The sequence below is a fragment of the Citrobacter sp. Cb023 genome, from assembly GCF_030336805.1.
GTDB lineage: Bacteria > Pseudomonadota > Gammaproteobacteria > Enterobacterales > Enterobacteriaceae > Citrobacter > Citrobacter braakii.
This window is the reverse complement of sequence record NZ_JAOWCV010000025.1, coordinates 186,853-203,013: the sequence shown is the minus strand read 5'-3', so window position 1 is coordinate 203,013 and position 16,161 is coordinate 186,853. Positions and strand designations below refer to the sequence as shown.

Below are 16,161 nucleotides of genomic sequence, written 5' to 3'. Positions count from 1 at the left end.
TCCTTAGTCGCCTAAACCGGCCGGGTTGATTTCAGATTGCGGAATACGCTCCACCCCTTCTCCCCAGCGGTTCAGCACCTTGTCATAGTCGCCGTTGCCAATTACGCCGTTGAGGGCGGTTTGTACCGGCAGAACCAGACCGCTGTCCTTTTTCAGCGTCACAGCGATGTGTGCCGCTTTTGGCCAACCGCCATCAACGCTGCCCACCCGTTGCGTTTTACCGTTGAGTGCAGCTTTCCACGCGCCGATAACGTTAGGACCGAAGTAAGCATCGGCGCGGCCTGACTGCAGAGCCAGGGTTTGCGCGGCATCATCTTTGGTATACACCGGCGTAAACGGCTGCAACCCTTTCTTCACGTTCTCATTGTTCCAGGCGAGCAGGATGGCTTCCTGATTTGTCCCCGAACCGACGATGATGCGCAGACCGGCGATATCTTCCGCCTGCTCGATTTTTTTCAGCTTACTGCCGGTTTTGACATAGAAGCCAAGGGAGTCCTTACGATACGTCGCGAAATCGAATTTCTCTTTGCGGGCTTTGGTGACGGTAATATTGCTGATCGCGGCATCATATTTGCCGGACGTGACGCCCAGCGGCCAGTCTTCCCATGACGTGGGCACGACGTTGAGTTCCAGCCCCAGACTGTCAGCCACCAGACGAGCGATGTCCGCCTCGCTGCCGATCAGTGTCTTATTGTCATCGGCAAAGACGGTCAGCGGCGGCTGGCTTAACCCGGCAATCGCCACGGTGAATTTACCCGGCACGGCCAGGTGCAGGTTCGCGGGCAACTGCGCAATCGCCTGCGGATTTTTTGCCGTATTGATTGGCGTTTTATTGGCTTCCAGGCTTACGCCTGTACCGTTAATAGTCACATCATTTGCCCAGACGTTAGCGCTGAAAGCCAGTGACAGCGCGAGGAAGACTGATTTTTTCTGCATAGCGTTTTTCTCTTATTGTGTGAATTGGTTTGCAGGTGTCGCGAGTCCCAGGCTTGCGCGCAGGGTCGTACCGGGATATTCATGACGGAACAGGCCACGCGCCTGAAGCACGGGGACAACCTGTTCGACAAAACGTGGGAAGGTATCTGGCGTTCCCCCCTGGATGATAAAACCGTCTGCGGCTTTTTCGTCGAACCACTGCTGAAGACCATCGGCAACCTGTTGCGGCGTGCCGCTGAAACGTGGGCGTGGGCTGGCCGCTTCCAGAGCAACCTGGCGTAGCGTTAAGCCACGCTCACGCGCGTTGCGTTTGATCTCATCAGTCGTACTGCGAAAGCTGTTTTGTCCAAGGGAACCCAAATCCGGGAACGGTGCGTCCAGTGGATATTGGGCGAAATCATGATGTTCAAAATAGCGGCCCAGGTAGTTCAGCGCGTCGGTAATAGAGACCAGCGCAGCGGTAGTCTGATACTGCTGCTCAACATCCTCTGCGCTGTCGCCAACAATCACGCTGACGCCCTGGAATATATGCAGTTGTTCGGGATGTCGCCCGGCGTAGGCCAACTGGCTTTTTACATCCTGATAGAACTCTTTGGCCTCCGCCAGCGACTCCTGATGGGTAAAAATAGCATCGGCATGCTGCGCCGCTAATTTCTTACCATCCTGTGAAGCGCCCGCCTGGAATATAATCGGACGGCCTTGTGGCGTGCGCCCAATATTTAACGGCCCTGCGACCTGAAAATAATCTCCATGATGGTTAAGCGTGTGCAGTTTTTGCGGATTAAAAAATTCTCCGCTTGCCTTATTACGGGTAAAAGCATCATCTTCCCAGGAATCCCACAGTCCTTTCACCACCTGTAAATATTCATCGGCGATACGATAACGCAAGGCATGTTCTGGATGCTGGGCACGGGAATAGTTCTTTGCCGAACCCTCCAGAGGTGACGTGACCACGTTCCATCCGGCTCGCCCCTGGCTGAGATGATCAAGGCTGGCGAACTGCCGTGCGGTAGTAAACGGCTCGCTGTATGACGTGGATACCGTGCCAACCAATCCCAGATTTTGGGTAATGCTGGCCAAAGCAGATAATACCGTCAGCGGCTCAAAGCGATTTAAAAAGTGTGGGATTGATTTTTCATTAATATACAGACCATCGGCGACAAAAATAAAATCAAGCTTCCCTTTTTCCGCAATAAGCGCCGTCTCTTTGACAAAATCAAAGTTAATACTGGCATCGGCCTGTGCCGCCGGATGACGCCATGCGGACATATTTCCCGCTGCGCCATGCAGAATAGTGCCGAGCCGTAGTTGCCGATTTTCAGCCATAATAACCCCTACCCAACAGGTAAACTTAAAGATGTGCGAATGCCGTTTTTGCTAACTGTGCAAAGTAATGCGCGGCAGGTTCAATTAAACGTTCGTCCGGATTGAAGCCCGGGTGATGTAATCCGTATTCACTGGCGCTGCCAATACTGACAAATGCCCCAGGCGTATTTTGCAGATAGACAGCAAAATCCTCGCCGCCCATATGCAGGTCGGCATGGTGGGTGGTGTAGCCTGATTGTTTCGCCACGGCGGTGGCGATATCGGCCCAACGTGCATCGTTTACCAACGCGGTCGGCCCCGCATGCCAGATAACGTCGATTTGTGCGCCAAAGGCGTGGGCAAAACCGGCGGCGATGTCATTAACCCGTGCTTTAACCTGCTGCTGCACCGAAGTCCGGTGCGTTCTGAGCGTCCCTTCCAGCTCAACGGATTCTGGCAACACGTTCCATGTATTTCCTCCCTGAATACGGGTCACGCTAAGCACCACTGAATCCAGTGTGTTAACGTCGCGACTGGCAACGCTTTGCAACACCGTGACCAGTTGGCTGGCGAGCAGGATGGCATCTCTGCCTTCATGCGGACGCGCCGCATGTGCGCCCTTGCCATTAATACGCAGCACGAAGCGATCGACGTTGGCATAGAACGCGCCGCCGCGTGTGGCAAATTCCCCCACTGGTAAACCTGGCTCATTGTGCATGCCAAAAATAGCCGCAACGTTGTGCAGCGCACCGGCGCGGATCAGCGTTTTTGCGCCACTGAAACTCTCTTCAGCGGGCTGAAACAAAATACGTACTCGACCCGGTAAGTGTGTTTCCTGTTGTTTAAGCAGCAGCGCGGCGCCCAGCATGACGCTGGTGTGGACGTCATGCCCGCAGGCATGCATCACTCCCGGAGTGAGGGAGCGAAACGGCACATCGGCGCTTTCTTCTATCGGTAGCGCATCGATATCCGCTCGCAGCGCGATGACATCTTCTCCCTGCCCGATTTCCGCGACCAGACCGGTTTTCAGGTCGAACGGCAAAATCTCGACGTCCGCTGCGTGCAGCCAGGCGTGAATGCGCGCCGTCGTTGCCGACTCTTGCAGGGAAAGCTCCGGGTGCTGGTGTAATTCACGACGCCAGTTGATAAGCGTTGAGGCCAGAGTCATCAGAGCACCTCCACGGCGTTATGGGCTTGCGCCAACAACCGCAGCGATGTCAGACGCGCGTGACCTTCCGCCACTGGCGTGTCGATAATGAACTCCTCAATGCCAAATTGCGTATGCAGGGCATTCAGCTTCGCCATCACCTCCTGAGCCGTGCCGTGTAACAACGCCTGCTCACGACGCGCGATTTTGCGTGGCGGACTGCCGGCCTGCGCGGCGAATGCCAGCGCCTGCTCTTCACTGGCTACCGTGACACGTTGACCATTCTCCAGCTCCACGCCCCAGATTTGCACGTTTTCCGCAAGCTGCGCGGCGGTATCGTTACTGTCAGCCACAATCACCTGGACGGCAACTATCGTTGGACGTGCGCTGTGGGTCTGCCAGAAGGACAAAACGTCACGCAATAACGCGCGGTCACCGTTGAGGTGTGCCGCGAAGATAAAATGCCAATTAAATTGCGCTGCTAACTGTGCGCTTTGCACACTGGCTCCCAGGACAAACCCTTCCGGCGGTATCGGTGGGATTGGCGTCGGAAATACCGTTTCCCCGCTTTCCGTGCCGCTCAGCGTTAGCCAGTCGTTAAGCTGGGAAAGTTGGTCGGCAAAACTGCCTTTTTCATCCTGATGCACTCCTTGCTGTAGTGCCTGAGTCGACAGTGGTAAACCGCCAGGGGCTTTCCCTACGCCGAGATCGACACGCCCGGGTGCCAGCGAGGCCAGAAGATTGAAGTTTTCCGCCACTTTGTACGGGCTGTAATGTTGCAGCATCACGCCACCGGAGCCTACACGAATACGCTGGGTTTGCCCGAGGATCCAGGCAATCACCAGCTCCGGTGATGGGCTGGCCAGCTGTGGCGTATTATGGTGTTCCGCGATCCAGAAACGATGGTATCCCCACTCTTCTGCCTGCTGCGCCAGACGTAACGTCCGGGCAAGCGCCATCGCGGCGGTTTCACCTTCCCCGAGGGGGCTTTTATCCAGAATACTCAGGCGATATGACATGTTACGGGCCTATGCTTGTTAACATGTCATTATTATTAAATTATCAGATAACCATGCAGAAACATTTAATTCACATTTGCTCAGCTAAAAAGTAGATAACCAGCCCTGACGCTGTCAGGGTTAAAATTCGGATCGCCTTGTACTGGTCGGAACACGAAACTGAAAACACACGGAATGTATGGCCTACAAAATATAATAGGGGCGTTGGTCTCATGGGAATAACATCCAAATCATTTCATGCCAGTTTTCTTTTTGCGAAAACGTTTTTTAACGCGATTTACGTTAAGTCAGGTTAAATGACTTAAAACGTTATGCGGTTGTATAAAATGTTTCAGTTTTATGACCCTGAATGAATATTCCACAGAGATTTTTTAATTTAAATACTTCCACAGAAATGATGATTAGTAGAGAATGCAGCGTTTCTTATTAAAACGGTTTAAAACGGCTTTTTAATATTCCTCCCGATTTTATTGCGGGAATTTTTGTATGGATTATGCATATCATTATGGGGCCTCTATGAAAAGTAACATGCCCGTTACACAAATTGAGCACGCACTTAACGACAAAGCGACGCTGCTTTCAACGACGGATAAAGAAAGTCATATTACCTACGCTAATTCTGCTTTTATCGATGCCAGCGGATTTAACGAAGATCAATTAATGGGCGAAGCGCATAATATTATTCGCCATCCTGACATGCCTCCCGCTGCATTCGCCGATATGTGGTACACGCTACAGCAGGGAGACAGCTGGACGGGTATGGTGAAAAACCGCCGCCAAAATGGTGACCATTACTGGGTTCGCGCCAACGTTACGCCGGTCTGGCACAATGAAAAACTCACCGGTTACATCTCCGTGCGTACCGTTCCTTCGCGTGATGAAATAACTCACAGCGAAAGTTTATACCAAAAAATGAATAGTCAGCAGTTTAAAGGCTTTCGACTTTTTAAAGGGATTATCATTCGTCGCGGCTTATTGGCATGGACTTCCATGTTTAAATGGCTGAATATCAGCCAGCGCGTCAATTATTCTTTAGGGGTGACGGCCCTGCTCGCTTTGCTATTTATCTTCGCCCCGTTTAATCCATTTATTCAGTCGGGTGGCTTGCTGGTGTTATTTCTGGCGCTGGCTATTTACCTTAAGTATCAAATTTGTCAGCCAGTTAATACGCTCCTGACGCAAATGAAGAAAGTGGTGTCCGGACGTAAACCTGATAACTGTCATTTAAATCGGGTGGATGAGATCGGAATGCTAATGCGACTGGTTAATCAGTCCGGGCTTAATCTGAATTCTCTGGTCGATGACGTCAGTACGCAAATTTCCGGTATTCGCGCTATCAGTCAGCGGGTGTCAAAAGAAGGTACGGCGCTGCATCAGCGTTCAGAAGAAACCTCTGCCGACCTGCAACAAACCGCTGCGGCCATTGAAGAAATTGGTAGCGCGGTACAACAAACCGCTGAGACGGCAGCACATACCATGACCATGGCCGATAAAACCAGCGCCAACGCTGCAGAAGGCGGCGATATCATGAAACAAACTATCGCCATGATGCAGGCGATATCGCGTGACAACGGGCAGATCGTTGACATCATTGGCGTGATCGACAGCATCGCCTTTCAGACCAATATTCTGGCGCTCAATGCCGCGGTTGAAGCCGCGCGAGCCGGGGAATCCGGGCGTGGCTTCGCCGTTGTTGCGGCAGAAGTCCGCAATCTGGCCCAACACTCGGCGTCTGCGGCAAAAGAGATCAAACAGCTTATTGAGAAGAACGTCGCCAATGTTAATAGCGGCGTCAAAATGGTGGAGCAAACGGAAACGCATCTCACCGGGATGATTGGGGATGTACTGCAGATGTCGATGATGATCAAAGACATTAGTCTGGCCACGCGTGAGCAAACCCAGGCTTTGGATCTGATTAACGATTCAATTTCACGCGTTGGCACCATGACACACAATAATGCCGAGATGGTGGAGCGCGTCACCGACGCCACCGCCGATCTGACCCAGCGTTCATCACGCTTACAGCAGGCCGTTCAGGTCTTTGGCGTATCGGCATAACGTTACGGCGCTTATTGGGTGAATGTCTCGATAAGCGCACTCCTCTACATGGGGCTCTACGCCGGAACCGCCGAAATTTCCGGTCCGTTGCTTTTAGTGATCTTTCGGTACCTCAATGACTCCATCAGCAATGCCCTGAGCCAGCCTTTCCATCCATTTTGCAAAGCGAAATATCCAGGGTATTGCAGGCATCTGGACTTTTGAAGCGCTGTCCATCCCCCGTTTAAAGGCATCCATATAGTCATAACAGCCCGCAATAATTGAGCATCATCATTATCATGAACTATCTTCGCCAACTGCCGTTGTTCAGAAGTTAAGTCGACCATTTTCTTTCCTCCTTTGGTGCCCCTCGTCATCAGGCACAACAACGATCGTTCCATGAGTCTCGATAGATAATATTACCCTCCGTATACTTCCAGGTAATCGCCTCATAACGCAACTCGAGCGTTTCAAGGTGAGTACTACTCATACCGTTAGGTGACAGGTATGGCGCAACCGTTGTGAACTTGACGTTTTCCAGAATGATATTGAAATACTCCGCCTCGATGCCCGATTCCAGGATACGGTACATCTTGATTGTCGCCTTCTTCATGGTTCGGCCTTCACAGACAGCGCGGTACAGGAGCGGTGTTGTCTGATCAAATTCCTTCACTATCGTGATCGGGCTATGAACGCGCGTCCCTGTAAGTTTGCCCCAATTGGGGTCTACTGGAATGGTTACGCCGTGCGAAAATGATTTTAATTCGATGGAACCCAAACGCAGGGGCATTAAACAACTGCCAACAATCGGCGCTCCATTTTCATCTTCAAGCCATAAATGAGCGGGAGTAGACATATAATTTCCTTATCAGTGATGATTTAAGTAACTGTGATATTAACGCTGTCACCATTTACAGTAACGCGTGAAAATAACAATCATAACTATGGCGAATACGCCTGTAGGCCAGACAGGGCTGTCAGGGAAAAAATATCCCTGGAGCAATGCGAAAATAATCGTAAAAATTACAGGTCCGTACAGCGATGATAAAAACCTGAGCTGCCACAGTAGAAATTTCTTTAGTGATCGAATCATGGTTATCTGATCATCCGGGTGATGATATTTGCTATACCGGAATCAGATGACCATTGCGCTTCAAGTGCGCCCGCGCGCTCAAATACCGGTTCAATCAGGAAATACATCATATCCAGTTGTTGCATGTAAAGTGCAGAGTAATAAGCTGGATACTGGACGTGTAGACGACGAGCACTATCCGCCGCTTTCTGAACCAAGCCGTACGTGGCCACAACCCCCGCAGTCGTACCCGCTGCACGTCCCGTAAGAGCACTGAGTTGCATACTTAGATGCAATCCGATACGGACGCTGGTAGCGACCGCTAAAGCGTACCCCGCACCGGTAAGGGTGCTGGCCGCGATATGAACATTTACAGCCATAAGTGCTTTTTTTATATGCTCTAATTGGGCATTAGTTTTGTATTTGAATACTTCTTCAAAGTAGACACGAAGCATTTCATAGACAACGTCACCATGCTGGATAATGCGAATAACAGCATTCCTGAAGCGCAGATCCTCCGTTTTTTGCTGCTGGCAAACATCATTATATTCATCGGTAAAGCAGGACGTGTAATACAGCAGACGGGTAGCGCCCTTTCCCAAGGTTTCAACTTGATTTGTAACCTGCTGACCGACGGCAGAAACTGCATGATCGAGCTTTAATGCAAGGATCCTGTTAGCCTGTAGGTAACTGATGACTTCATTGTTGTTGTACATAACCGCTCCATGCTAATTTCATTACATCCAGTTTTTCAATACTTTTCTCGGGAAAGCGTCCGATAAAAGGATTCGTCAGCATATAAAAAATGCCTGATCCAGCCTGCGGGCAGATTGTTCTGGACCTTATCACACGCGAAAAAAGCAATCTTGATCGCATCGTCGCCACGCCGGGGCTGAAGGAAATGACGCAGGGAACGCTGATCCGCAAGTTATGTACATATACAACGGCCAACCCGACAAGACAGGCGATATTTGAATACGATCGGCTGGTTCGCAGTATTTACACGCTGAAGTATCTGCGTGACCCGCAGTTGGAACGCAATATCCGTCGCTCCCAGAATCGCGTTTAATCTTATCACCAGTTACGTGCATCAGTCGCCAAAGTCGGCGGTAAGAAAGAGTTAACAGGGAAAAATGATACTGAAACGGACATCAGTACCCAGTGTGGGCGATTGATCTCCAATGCGATCATTTATTACAACTCCGAGATCCTGTCACGTTTGCTGGAGAGACTGGAAGCCGAAGATAATACCAAAGGCGTCGAGGCGCTGACCCGGATATCACCGATGGCCTGGCAGCACATTTTAGTGAACGGGCATTACACCTTCCAGAGCAGCAATGAACTTATCGATCTGGATACTCTTGTTGCCGGACTTAAACTGGGTTTCGGCGGTTCCGGCGTAGAACCTCTACAGGTATAAACGCCCTTCTCTTTTATTGGCTGAATCGAGGCCACACCGCGCCAGTACCGGCTGCATAAAAATGCTGAATTCTTGTTACCGGGGCTTTGCGGAACCAATCAATTGAATGTAGGATGCTCGGCCGGCAGTTTTCCCCCGTAACACAATGAAGGGTAAGGCTGTTTTCGCCGCAGCAGGTGCGGCAAAAAGGATGTTGTATTTTTGTCAGGTCAACAGGAATCGTAATGAACACAAACAACACGCAAGCCGCGGAACAACATGCGGCGAAACGACGCTGGTTGAATGCTCACGAAGAGGGGTATCACAAAGCGATGGGCAATCGACAGGTACAAATGATCGCCATTGGCGGCGCAATTGGTACCGGGTTGTTTTTAGGGGCAGGCGCACGCCTGCAGATGGCCGGCCCGGCTTTGGCGCTGGTCTATCTGGTATGCGGTATTTTTTCGTTCTTTATACTGCGCGCGCTCGGCGAACTGGTTTTACATCGCCCTTCCAGCGGTAGCTTCGTTTCCTACGCCCGTGAATTTTTAGGTGAGAAAGCCGCCTATGTGGCTGGCTGGATGTACTTCATCAACTGGGCGATGACCGGCATTGTCGATATCACCGCGGTGGCGTTGTATATGCACTACTGGGGCGCATTTGGCGACGTGCCGCAGTGGGTGTTTGCCCTCGGCGCGCTGGCTATTGTCGGTACCATGAACATGATCGGCGTGAAGTGGTTCGCGGAGATGGAGTTTTGGTTTGCGCTGGTTAAGGTACTGGCAATTGTGATCTTCCTGGTGGTGGGTACCGTTTTTTTAGGTACCGGAAAGCCGCTGGATGGTAACGCCACGGGTTTTCACCTGATTACCGACAACGGCGGCTTCTTCCCGCATGGCCTGTTGCCTGCGCTGGTACTGGTACAGGGTGTGGTTTTCGCCTTTGCCTCTATTGAACTGGTGGGTACCGCCGCCGGTGAGTGCAAAGATCCGCAAACGATGGTGCCGAAAGCAATCAATAGCGTTATCTGGCGTATTGGTCTGTTCTATGTGGGTTCTGTTGTGCTGCTGGTTCTGCTACTGCCCTGGAACGCCTATCAGGCGGGGCAAAGCCCGTTTGTTACCTTCTTTTCCAAACTGGGCGTGCCGTACATTGGCAGTATCATGAATATTGTGGTGCTCACCGCGGCGCTTTCCAGCCTTAACTCAGGGTTGTACTGCACCGGGCGTATTTTACGCTCCATGTCGATGGGCGGTTCGGCACCGAAATTCATGGCTAAAATGAGCCGTCAACAGGTGCCCTGGGCCGGGATCCTCGCCACGCTGGTCGTGTATGTCGTCGGGGTATTCCTGAACTATCTGGTGCCGTCACAGGTGTTTGAGATCGTGTTGAACTTCGCGTCACTGGGCATTATTGCGTCGTGGGGATTTATCATGGTCTGTCAGATGCGTCTGCGCCGGGCCATAAAAGAAGGTAAAACGGCAGACGTCAGCTTTAAACTGCCGGGCGCACCGTTTACCTCGTGGTTAACGCTGCTGTTCCTGCTGAGCGTACTGGTATTGATGGCGTTTGACTATCCAAACGGCACCTATACCATCGCGTCATTACCGCTGATTGCCATCCTGCTGGTCGCAGGCTGGTTCGGCGTGCGTAAACGCGTTGCAGAGATCCACCGCACCGCGCCATAACGGCAGAAGGCCTGACAGGTTAATCCTTCAGGCCTTCTTTTTTAGTTCGCTTCAATCAACTGCGCTACGTCGTTGCTGTTAATTTCCCGCGCATTCCCATCCTGATCGGTATAGCTGGTCATTCCCGTGTCTTTATCCAGTTTTGGCTTACCCTGGGTGGTGATGGTTTGTCCGCTTTTGGTCGTCATGACGTAATCGGTGGTGCATCCTGCCAATGTAAACAGCATTACGCCTGCACAAAGACAGATAAATGGCTTTTTCATGGTATTCCCGTGTTATTCAGTTAGCCGTTGAGGGCGTAGTGTAAGTCCCTGAAGTGGGTCAGGCTACTGGCCGGGTGTAACGAGGCGTATCGGGGGATTTAGAGAAGTGACAGGAGGGGTTTCCCCCTCCGGTTAATTACAGCGCAATACGAATAACATCGTCCGGCTGGGTGGCTTCCTGCTCGCGGGTGGACTTCTGTTTCACGCTCACGTACAGGGTTTTACCGTCGGCGGAGAGCGCCAGGCTATTCGGGAATGTTGGGGTCTCGAACGTTTTAACGACTTTATAGCTTTTCGCGTCGATCACGCTCACTTTGCCGGCCTGACGATGGGTCACGTAGGCCTCGTTACGCGCCGGGTTAAACAGCACGGCCAGGGATTCCGGCGCGGCGACTTTTGCCAGGACGTTGCCATTACGGGTGTCGATTACCAGCACTTCCGCCGCTTTAGAGTCGGTGACAAAGGCGCGGTTGCCCGCCGTGTCCAGGCTCAGGTTGATGAAGAAATGCTCTTTTCCATCATCCAGCAGCTTTTTACGGCTGAGAATTTTGTTGGTGGTGGTATCGATGGTGATGAATTCACCGTCCGCATTGGCGGTGTACAGGCGTTTAGCCTTGCTGTCGACAGCCAGAGCGGTGCTCATTTTGCCGGTATTTTGAATGGTGTCCTTCAATGTAATGGCATCACCGTCCACCACCCAAATCACGCTCTCTTTACCAATACCGCTAATGTATACCGTGTTGGTGGCGTCATCGGCGACCAGCTCACGCGGCTGCAGTGGGCGAACGTCTTCAGAACGCTTACGCGCATCCAGCACCAGACGTCCTTTCACCGCGCCCGTTTTGGCATCCATTGCCGTCACCGCGCTGTTTACCGTGTTGCCGAACCACAGCGTTTGTGTGGCGTTGTTGATGGTGGCGCCAAACGGTTTGAGATCGTTATGAATAACCTGAGTCACTTCGAGGGTGACCGGGTCAAGACGGTAAACCACCCCGCCGGTATCCAGTTTGCGGCTCTGCGAAGTCGCCAGCCACAGCGCGTTCTCTTGCTGGCTGTATGCCATTTCATAGGCGCCTTTGCCCACGGCTTTGCGCAGCAGTTCTTCTGCAGCCTGCGTAGTAAAAGATGATGCAACGAGCAGTGAACCTAACAGTAAAGAACCACGCAGACGCGGCGAAAACAGATGACGTAAAGACATGACGACTCCCTTTGATAAATTCGTTTGTTACTGCTTCACATAGCTTCAATGAGCAAAATCATGGTTTTGCCTTTTTTAAGAATGAGAATAGTAATCATTATTCATCTCAAAGTGGAGCACTTCTTCACATATTGACTACAATCGTTGTCATTGCCCGAAAAATTAGCGCAATTCAGCAGCGCTAAAATTCATCTTTTATAAAAAAATTCACGCGCTTATCGCTGGTGTTTCGGCGTAAGCATCATTAACTGGCCTTGTTCATGACGATTTTTGCATCCCGCTACACTGCACTTCCTGTTTCTTTACTGCCTGTCTTCCTCTCGCCTTATGCCGTGGCAGAAAGTGAGATAAACGATCAAACGTTGATCGTTAGCGCGACACCACAGTCCGTTTCTGAACTGGACACCCCTGCCGCCGTCAGCGTCGTTGACGGAGAAGATATGCGTCTGGCAACGCCGCGAATTAACCTGTCTGAATCCCTGACCAGCGTCCCTGGGCTGCAGGTGCAAAATCGGCAGAACTACGCCCAGGATCTCCAGTTGTCGATTCGCGGATTTGGTTCGCGAACCACTTATGGTATCCGCGGCATTCGTTTGTATGTCGACGGGATCCCGGCAACCATGCCGGATGGGCAGGGTCAAACATCCAATATTGATATCAGCAGCGTACAAAATATTGAGGTTTTACGCGGCCCCTTCTCTGCTCTGTATGGCAATGCGTCTGGTGGTGTGATAAATGTCAGCACTGAAACGGGACATGAGCCGCCAACCATTGAAGCCAGCAGTTATTACGGCAGTTTTGGCAGTTGGCGCTACGGGTTAAAAGCAACGGGCGCACTGGGCGATGGTACACAGCGAGGGGATGTGGATTACACCGTTTCAACAACCCGGTTTACCACCCATGGTTATCGCGATCGCAGCAGCGCACAAAAAAATCTGGCCAATGCCAAACTGGGCGTGCGCATGGACGATACGAGCAAACTAACCCTGATTTTCAATAGTGTAGAGAGTAAAGCTGACGATCCTGGTGGTCTTACCGAGTCGGAGTGGCAGGCCAATCCGCAGCAATCTCCCCGCGCTGAGCAATACAACACGCGAAAAACCATCAAGCAGACCCAGGCGGGGTTGCGCTATGAACGCCAGCTTAGCGCGAAGGATGATATCAGCATCATGACCTATGCAGGCGAGCGTGAAACCACTCAGTATCAGTCGATCCCGATGGCCCCGCAGTTAAAACCCTCTCATGCCGGAGGCGTTATTACCCTGCAACGTCATTATCAAGGGATAGACAACCGCTGGACTCACCGTGGCGAACTGGGCATACCCGTGACCTTCACCACCGGTCTGAATTACGAAAACATGAGCGAAAACCGTAAAGGCTACAACAACTTTCGCCTTGATGATGGCGTGCCAGAATATGGTCAGAAAGGCGACTTACGACGTAACGAACGTAACCTGATGTGGAATGTCGATCCCTATCTGCAAACCCAGTGGCAATTAACGCAGAAACTCTCGCTGGATGCCGGCGTTCGCTACAGTTCGGTGTGGTTTGATTCTAACGATCGCTATATTACGCCTGGTAACGGAGATGACAGCGGTGACGCCAGCTATCACCAGTGGTTACCTGCCGGATCGTTAAAATACGCCATCACCGATGCCTGGAACGTCTACCTGGCCGCAGGACGCGGGTTCGAAACGCCCACCATCAACGAGTTGTCTTACCGCTCCGACGGCCAAAGTGGGATGAATTTTGACCTACAGCCTTCCACAAACGATACCGTGGAAATCGGCAGTAAAACGCGTATCGGCGATGGGTTGTTTACCGCAGCGCTATTCCAGACCGATACCGATGACGAGATCGTGGTTGACAGCAGTAGCGGCGGGCGGACAACCTACAAAAACGCTGGAAAAACCCGCCGTCAGGGAGGTGAGTTATCCTGGGACCAACGCTTTGCCGCAAGCTGGCGCGTAAAAGCTGCATGGACCTGGCTGGATGCTACCTACCGCAGCAACGTCTGTGGCGATCAAAACTGCAACGGCAACCGCCTGCCTGGCATTGCGCAAAACATGGGATTTGCTTCGCTGGGCTACGTGCCTGATGAAGGTTGGTATGCGGGAACTGATGTTCGTTATATGAGCAACATTATGGCCAATGATGAAAATACGGCGCAAGCCCCGTCCTATACCGTAGTGGGTTTAAATACCGGCTATAAATTTTATTACCGCAGTCTGATGATCGACCTGTTCGGTCGGGTGGATAATCTGTTTGATAAGTCCTACGTCGGTTCGGTGATAGTGAATGAGGCAAATGGTCGATATTACGAACCGGCGCCAGGACGAAACTATGGCGTAGGGATTAATCTGGCCTGGCGTTTTGAGTAACACTGGCGGGAATGACTCCCGCCATCCGTTTTACGCATCGTCTGCAAGACGAATCACCACTTTACCGAAGTTTTTGCCGGTCAGCAGGCCGATAAAGGTCTGCGGCGCATTTTCCAGACCGTCGGTGATTTGCTCGCGGTAATGGATTTTGCCCTCTTTAACCCAGCGCCCCATCTCCCGCTGAAACTCCTGAATGCGGTGACCATAATCCTGACCAATGATAAAGCCCTGCATCCGAATTCGCTTTTTCAGCAGCGTTGCCATCAGCAAAGGTAATCTATCGGGTCCGCCTGGAAGCGATGTGGCGTTGTAACCGCTGACCAGTCCGCACAGCGGAATGCGCGCAGAGGTATTGAGCAATGGCAGAACGGCGTCAAATACCTTACCGCCAACGTTTTCGTAGTAAATATCGATCCCCTGCGGACAGGCTTTTGCCAGCTGTTGCGCAAAATCTTGTGCATGGTGATCGAGGCAGACATCAAAGCCCAAGACCTCGGTGGCATGTCGGCATTTCTCTGCCCCGCCTGCAACCCCGATCACCCGGCAGCCTTTGAGCTTACCAATCTGCCCTACCGTTGCGCCAACCGGGCCGGTGGCGGCGGCCACAACCAGCGTTTCCCCCGCTTTTGGCTGACCAATATCCAGCAGCCCCATATAAGCAGTAAATCCTGGCATCCCCATCACTCCCAGCGCCCAGGAGGGATGTTCAGGATTATCGCCAAGCTTCACCAGCCCGTTACCGTCGGAGATGTCATAGTCCTGCCAGCCGCTGTAGCTCAGCACCCACTCGCCTGGCTGGTAATCAGGATGGTTGGATGACACCACGCGACTCACGGTCCCGCCAACCATCACGCCGCCAATCTCTACCGGCGGGGAGTAAGACGGCTCATCGCTCATGCGTCCACGCATGTAGGGATCGAGGGAAAGAAAAATGGTGCGCAGCAAAACCTGGCCTTCACCCGGCGTTGCCACCTCATCGTCTTCAAGACGGAAGTTTTCCGGGACCGGCGCGCCATGCGGGCGGGAAGCCAGTACCCAGCGGCGATTGCGATTAGTCTGTTGACCCATGATGTGCTCCTCTGCTTTTGGCATGATTACATCAATAGTAGCAGCCTGCGTCCGCCAGTTAGCTGACGACATGATTTAACCGCACAACCAGGTAAACGCAGGGGTGTGCGGTTTCATTGATAAACCGACAATCATTCGGCGGGCCAAGCTCCAGGCAATCACCAGCCCGCATTTCATGACGCACTTCCCCTTCCACAAAGACCAATTCCCCCTGCTGTAGCCAGATAAGTTGTCTTGCCTGCACGTAGGAAGAGGCTGGCATCGGGATATCGCTTCCGGCGGGCAATTCTATCTGCACCAGATCAATAGGCAGATCGCTGCGCGGTGAAACGTGGCGGCGCAGATAGTGGCTTTGCGGGTCGTGCCAGACCGGCTGATCAGCGAAGCGCAGCAGCTTGCCCTCCTGCATTTCGGCCCGCGCCATCAGCATAGACATGCTGATACCAAAGGCACCGGAGAGCCTGCCCAGCAGCGTGGCCGTTGGGCTGCTCTCACCGCGCTCTATTTTATGGATCATCGCCCGCGACACGCCTGCGCGCTCAGCGAGTTCCGTCAGAGACCAGCCGCGAGATTCCCGCTCAATGCGAATTCTTGCACCGATCCGTTGATTTATGCTGTCTTCAATAGTATTCATATTGTAATACTATA

The 16,161-nt window shown here is 52.2% G+C and carries 13 protein-coding genes and 2 pseudogenes; 4 read left to right on the top strand and 11 right to left on the bottom strand.

Annotated features, from left to right (window positions below; all coding sequences use genetic code 11):
- Positions 1 to 3 precede the first annotated feature (3 nt).
- The 4 genes from OGW44_RS25735 to OGW44_RS02265 are packed head-to-tail and all read right to left on the bottom strand — an operon-like array spanning position 4 to position 4,407.
- Positions 4 to 936 (bottom strand): ABC transporter substrate-binding protein, encoded by a 933-nt coding sequence (locus OGW44_RS25735; RefSeq protein ID WP_185665814.1) that lies wholly within the window; start codon positions 934 to 936, stop codon positions 4 to 6.
- 12 nt (positions 937 to 948) lie between these two features.
- Complete coding sequence (locus tag OGW44_RS25730; protein WP_016153133.1) at positions 949 to 2,262, bottom strand: LLM class flavin-dependent oxidoreductase; 1,314 nt, start codon at positions 2,260 to 2,262, stop codon at positions 949 to 951.
- A 25-nt stretch (positions 2,263 to 2,287) separates the two neighbouring features.
- Positions 2,288 to 3,409, bottom strand: a complete 1,122-nt coding sequence (locus OGW44_RS02270) for an amidohydrolase (RefSeq protein ID WP_185654620.1) — start codon at positions 3,407 to 3,409, stop codon at positions 2,288 to 2,290.
- Positions 3,409 to 4,407 (bottom strand): MsnO8 family LLM class oxidoreductase, encoded by a 999-nt coding sequence (locus tag OGW44_RS02265; protein WP_185654621.1) that lies wholly within the window; start codon positions 4,405 to 4,407, stop codon positions 3,409 to 3,411. Before OGW44_RS02265 ends, OGW44_RS02270 begins: the two co-directional genes overlap by 1 nt.
- A 516-nt stretch (positions 4,408 to 4,923) precedes the next feature.
- On the opposite strand from OGW44_RS02265, the gene OGW44_RS02260 reads away from it, so the two are divergent.
- A complete protein-coding gene (locus OGW44_RS02260) occupies positions 4,924 to 6,465 on the top strand; it encodes a methyl-accepting chemotaxis protein (RefSeq protein WP_053389793.1) in 1,542 nt (513 codons plus the stop codon).
- Positions 6,466 to 6,558: 93 nt separating this feature from the next.
- Here the strand turns inward: OGW44_RS02260 and OGW44_RS02255 are convergent.
- From OGW44_RS02255 to OGW44_RS02245, 3 genes and pseudogenes are all read right to left on the bottom strand, one after another.
- A pseudogene (locus OGW44_RS02255) lies at positions 6,559 to 6,791 on the bottom strand (hypothetical protein).
- Between the two features lie 29 nt (positions 6,792 to 6,820).
- Positions 6,821 to 7,300, bottom strand: a complete 480-nt coding sequence (locus OGW44_RS02250; RefSeq protein WP_053389794.1) for an Hcp family type VI secretion system effector — start codon at positions 7,298 to 7,300, stop codon at positions 6,821 to 6,823.
- Positions 7,301 to 7,539: 239 nt separating this feature from the next.
- Entirely contained in the window at positions 7,540 to 8,232 is a 693-nt protein-coding gene (locus OGW44_RS02245) for a hypothetical protein (protein ID WP_185654622.1), read from the bottom strand.
- 69 nt (positions 8,233 to 8,301) lie between these two features.
- Here OGW44_RS02245 and OGW44_RS02240 point away from each other — a divergent pair.
- Together OGW44_RS02240 and ansP are read left to right on the top strand one after the other, a co-directional pair.
- Positions 8,302 to 8,936 (top strand): annotated as a pseudogene (locus OGW44_RS02240) (Tn3 family transposase); the annotation flags it as partial.
- Positions 8,937 to 9,160: 224 nt separating this feature from the next.
- On the top strand, positions 9,161 to 10,603 hold the full coding sequence (gene ansP, locus OGW44_RS02235) for an L-asparagine permease (RefSeq protein WP_003833088.1): 1,443 nt from the start codon (positions 9,161 to 9,163) through the stop codon (positions 10,601 to 10,603).
- A gap of 41 nt (positions 10,604 to 10,644) precedes the next feature.
- Here ansP and OGW44_RS02230 read toward each other — a convergent pair whose 3' ends face one another.
- Both OGW44_RS02230 and yncE read right to left on the bottom strand, forming a co-directional pair.
- Positions 10,645 to 10,866, bottom strand: coding sequence for a YgdI/YgdR family lipoprotein (locus tag OGW44_RS02230; protein WP_003020157.1), 222 nt, complete (start codon positions 10,864 to 10,866; stop codon positions 10,645 to 10,647).
- Between the two features lie 136 nt (positions 10,867 to 11,002).
- Positions 11,003 to 12,064: a 7-bladed beta-propeller protein YncE gene (gene yncE / locus OGW44_RS02225; RefSeq protein WP_046275590.1), complete on the bottom strand. Its 1,062-nt coding sequence runs from the start codon at positions 12,062 to 12,064 to the stop codon at positions 11,003 to 11,005.
- Between the two features lie 260 nt (positions 12,065 to 12,324).
- On the opposite strand from yncE, the gene pqqU reads away from it, so the two are divergent.
- Positions 12,325 to 14,445 (top strand): TonB-dependent receptor PqqU, encoded by a 2,121-nt coding sequence (pqqU, locus tag OGW44_RS02220; RefSeq protein WP_049271594.1) that lies wholly within the window; start codon positions 12,325 to 12,327, stop codon positions 14,443 to 14,445.
- A gap of 30 nt (positions 14,446 to 14,475) precedes the next feature.
- On the opposite strand, the gene curA is transcribed toward pqqU, so the two are convergent.
- Together curA and OGW44_RS02210 are read right to left on the bottom strand one after the other, a co-directional pair.
- Positions 14,476 to 15,513 (bottom strand): NADPH-dependent curcumin/dihydrocurcumin reductase, encoded by a 1,038-nt coding sequence (gene curA, locus OGW44_RS02215; RefSeq protein WP_016156570.1) that lies wholly within the window; start codon positions 15,511 to 15,513, stop codon positions 14,476 to 14,478.
- Between the two features lie 58 nt (positions 15,514 to 15,571).
- A complete protein-coding gene (locus tag OGW44_RS02210) occupies positions 15,572 to 16,147 on the bottom strand; it encodes a helix-turn-helix domain-containing protein (protein ID WP_049271597.1) in 576 nt (191 codons plus the stop codon).
- Positions 16,148 to 16,161: the final 14 nt, after the last annotated feature.

Bases quoted from the DNA above. Each gene is read 5' to 3' on its own strand.
- curA (WP_016156570.1), bottom strand. From the start codon at position 15,513: ATGGGTCAACAGACTAATCGCAATCGCCGCTGGGTACTGGCTTCCCGC.
- OGW44_RS02250 (WP_053389794.1), bottom strand. From the start codon at position 7,300: ATGTCTACTCCCGCTCATTTATGGCTTGAAGATGAAAATGGAGCGCCG.
- OGW44_RS02265 (WP_185654621.1), bottom strand. From the start codon at position 4,407: ATGTCATATCGCCTGAGTATTCTGGATAAAAGCCCCCTCGGGGAAGGT.
- OGW44_RS02230 (WP_003020157.1), bottom strand. From the start codon at position 10,866: ATGAAAAAGCCATTTATCTGTCTTTGTGCAGGCGTAATGCTGTTTACA.
- yncE (WP_046275590.1), bottom strand. From the start codon at position 12,064: ATGTCTTTACGTCATCTGTTTTCGCCGCGTCTGCGTGGTTCTTTACTG.
- ansP (WP_003833088.1), top strand. From the start codon at position 9,161: ATGAACACAAACAACACGCAAGCCGCGGAACAACATGCGGCGAAACGA.
- pqqU (WP_049271594.1), top strand. From the start codon at position 12,325: ATGACGATTTTTGCATCCCGCTACACTGCACTTCCTGTTTCTTTACTG.
- OGW44_RS02260 (WP_053389793.1), top strand. From the start codon at position 4,924: ATGAAAAGTAACATGCCCGTTACACAAATTGAGCACGCACTTAACGAC.
- OGW44_RS02245 (WP_185654622.1), bottom strand. From the start codon at position 8,232: ATGTACAACAACAATGAAGTCATCAGTTACCTACAGGCTAACAGGATC.
- OGW44_RS25735 (WP_185665814.1), bottom strand. From the start codon at position 936: ATGCAGAAAAAATCAGTCTTCCTCGCGCTGTCACTGGCTTTCAGCGCT.
- OGW44_RS25730 (WP_016153133.1), bottom strand. From the start codon at position 2,262: ATGGCTGAAAATCGGCAACTACGGCTCGGCACTATTCTGCATGGCGCA.
- OGW44_RS02270 (WP_185654620.1), bottom strand. From the start codon at position 3,409: ATGACTCTGGCCTCAACGCTTATCAACTGGCGTCGTGAATTACACCAG.
- OGW44_RS02210 (WP_049271597.1), bottom strand. From the start codon at position 16,147: ATGAATACTATTGAAGACAGCATAAATCAACGGATCGGTGCAAGAATT.